The sequence below is a fragment of the Lunatimonas lonarensis genome, assembly GCF_000390185.1.
Classification (GTDB): domain Bacteria; phylum Bacteroidota; class Bacteroidia; order Cytophagales; family Cyclobacteriaceae; genus Lunatimonas; species Lunatimonas lonarensis.
In genome coordinates this window covers 1-3,249 of the sequence record NZ_AQHR01000046.1, presented here as the reverse complement: position 1 = coordinate 3,249, position 3,249 = coordinate 1, and the positions used below count along the sequence as shown (strand labels likewise).

Genomic DNA, 3,249 nt, shown 5'->3' with positions numbered 1-3,249 from the left:
GGCCCTGTTATAATGTGGCGGCGACCTACTCTCCCGGGTGTAACCCCAGTACCATCGGCGCTGCAGGGCTTAACTTCTCTGTTCGGGATGGGAAGAGGTGGGGCCCCTGCGCTAGGCCGCCTAAATCTTTGGATAGTAGACCAACGAAATAAGGCACAGGAATACCCTCTGTCCAATATTCGATCTATATCCCCAATTTCTTAAGTTCTTTGATACGTTAAAACGATGTAAACACCAAGTCCTAAATCTTGAATCTTACATCCAACGTCCAGTTGATATGTCTTGCAGAGAATGCGGACGTCGCCGCGGACATCCAAGTTTTCGGGCAATTAGTACTGCTCGGCTATGCCGTTGCCGGCTTTACACCTGCAGCCTATCGACGTCATCGTCTCTGACGGCCCTGTACGGAAATCTCATCTTGGGGCGAGTTTCGCACTTAGATGCTTTCAGCGCTTATCCCTTCCCGACTTAGCTACCCGGCGGTGCAGTTGGCACCACAACCGGTACACCAGCGGTCGGTCCAACCCGGTCCTCTCGTACTAAGGTCAGCCCCCCGCAGATTTCCCACGCCCGCAACAGATAGGGACCGAACTGTCTCACGACGTTCTGAACCCAGCTCGCGTGCCACTTTAATGGGCGAACAGCCCAACCCTTGGGACCTTCTCCAGCCCCAGGATGTGACGAGCCGACATCGAGGTGCCAAACCTCCCCGTCGATATGAGCTCTTGGGGGAGATCAGCCTGTTATCCCCAGCGTACCTTTTATCCTTTGAGCGACGGCCCTTCCATACGGTACCGCCGGATCACTATACCCGACTTTCGTCCCTGTTCGGCTTGTCGGCCTCACAGTCAAGCCCCCTTATGCTATTGCACTCCGCGCACGGTTACCAGGCGTGCTGAGGGAACCTTTGGAAGCCTCCGTTATCCTTTTGGAGGCGACCACCCCAGTCAAACTACCCGCCAAACAATGTCCCCCTAACAGGGGTTAGACACCAGGCACACAAAGGGCCGTATTTCAACGGCGGCTCCACGAAACCTGGCGGTCCCGCTTCGTAGCCTCCGGCCTATCCTACACATCGTGTACCCGATGCCAATGTTAAGCTGCAGTAAAGGTGCATGGGGTCTTTCCGTCCCGTTGCGGGTACGCGGCATCTTCACCGCGACTACAATTTCACCGAGCTCATGGCCGAGACAGCGCCCAGATCGTTACACCATTCGTGCAGGTCGGAACTTACCCGACAAGGAATTTCGCTACCTTAGGACCGTTATAGTTACGGCCGCCGTTTACCGGGGCTTCAATTCAATGCTTCGCTTGCGCTAACATCCCCTCTTAACCTTCCGGCACCGGGCAGGTGTCAGGCCTTATACCTCCTCTTTCGAGTTCGCAAAGCCATGTGTTTTTGATAAACAGTCGCCTGGGCCTTTTCACTGCGGCCCCCTGTTACAGGGGCGCCCCTTCTCCCGAAGTTACAGGGCCATTTTGCCGAGTTCCTTAGCCATGATTCACTCGAGCACCTCAGGATTCTCTCCTTGACCACCTGTGTCGGTTTGCGGTACGGGTGCGCATGCGCTTAACGCCAGAAGTTTTTCTCGGAGGCTATTAGGGACTCTTTCCGCTCCCCCGAAGGGTCGCGGTACTGTCAGGTTCGGCTGGTCCCGTGCATTTGACACCGGTACCAATACCTACTCCCTTCAACGCGGTATTCCGTCACCGCGCGGTCCTTCCACCGCCCCGTCACTCCGTCACCTGCATGCGCAGTATGGGAATATTAACCCATTTTCCATCGGAATCCCCCAACGGGTTATCCTTAGGGCCCGACTGACCCTGATCCGATTAGCGTTGATCAGGAAACCTTGGTCTATCGGTGTGGGGGTTTCCCGCCCCCATTATCGTTACTTATGCCTACATTTGCTTTTCCAAAAGCTCCAGCGCACATCGCCGTGCACCTTCTCCGCCGTTGGAATGCTCCCCTACCACGTCCCGCCACTGCGGGACATCCTACGCTTCGGCACCGCGCTTGATGCCCGATTATTATCGACGCCCTGCCGCTCGACCAGTGAGCTGTTACGCACTCTTTAAAGGAATAGCTGCTTCCAAGCTAACCTCCTGGCTGTCTCTGCAGCTGGACCGCCTTTGTTCAACTTAGCGCGGATTTCGGGACCTTAGCGGTAGGTCCGGGTTCTTTCCCTCTCGGACTGGGACCTTAGCACCCCAGCCCTCACTGCCGGTACCATATGGCGGCATTCGGAGTTCGTCAGGATTTGGTAGGATGTGACTCCCCCTAGTCCTATCGGTAGCTCTACCTCCGCCATACGTTGCCCGACGCTGTTCCTAAAAACATTTCGGGGAGTACGAGCTATTTCCCGGTTTGATTGGCCTTTCACCCCTACCCACGGCTCATCCGGAAGCTTTTCAACGCTTATCGGTTCGGCCCTCCACTCCGTTTTACCGGAGCTTCAGCCTGGCCATGGGTAGATCACCGGGTTTCGCGTCTACCCCCGCCGACTACAACGCCCTGTTCGGACTCGCTTTCGCTGCGGCTGCCCCCGTCAACGGGGTTAACCTCGCCGGCGAGGAGTAACTCGTAGGCTCATTATGCAAAAGGCACGCCGTCATCCCGACATTCATCGGGACTCCGACCGCTTGTAGGCGCACGGTTTCAGGTTCTATTTCACCCCGTTATTCACGGTACTTTTCACCTTTCCCTCACGGTACTGGTACACTATCGGTCTCCGGGGAGTATTTAGCCTTACCGGATGGTGCCGGCAAATTCAACCGGGATTTCCCCTGTCCCGGCCTACTCAGGATACCCGCCAGGCAAACAACGCTTCCGTTACGGGACTATCACCCCCTACGGTCCGACTTCCCAGACGGTTCACGTCGCGTTGTACGCCCTTCTGCAGGTCCTATAACCCCGCGCCTGCCGTAACAGACACGGTTTGGGCCCTTCCGCTTTCGCTCGCCACTACTCACGGAATCACTGTTGTTTTCTCTTCCTCCGCCTACTTAGATGTTTCAGTTCGGCGGGTTCGCCTATCTCTCGATATACCCCGACAAATCGGGGTGGGTTGCCCCATTCGGAAACCTGTGGATCAATTCGCCTGTGCCGATCCCCACAGCTTATCGCAGCTTGGCACGTCCTTCTTCGCCTCCCGGAGCCAAGGCATCCCCCGTGCGCCCTTGTCCACTTGGACTGCCGCCCCCGCCCTTTTGCAAACGGAAACGGCCCCGGCCCGTGCAACAAACGTC

Annotated in this window: 2 rRNA genes; both read right to left on the bottom strand. The window is 56.6% G+C overall.

The annotated features are described in order from the left end of the window. Positions 1–12: 12 nt before the first annotated feature. Positions 13–124 (bottom strand): 5S ribosomal RNA (rrf, locus tag ADIS_RS07150). A gap of 185 nt (positions 125–309) precedes the next feature. Next, positions 310–3,194, bottom strand: a 23S ribosomal RNA gene (locus ADIS_RS07145). Positions 3,195–3,249: the final 55 nt, after the last annotated feature.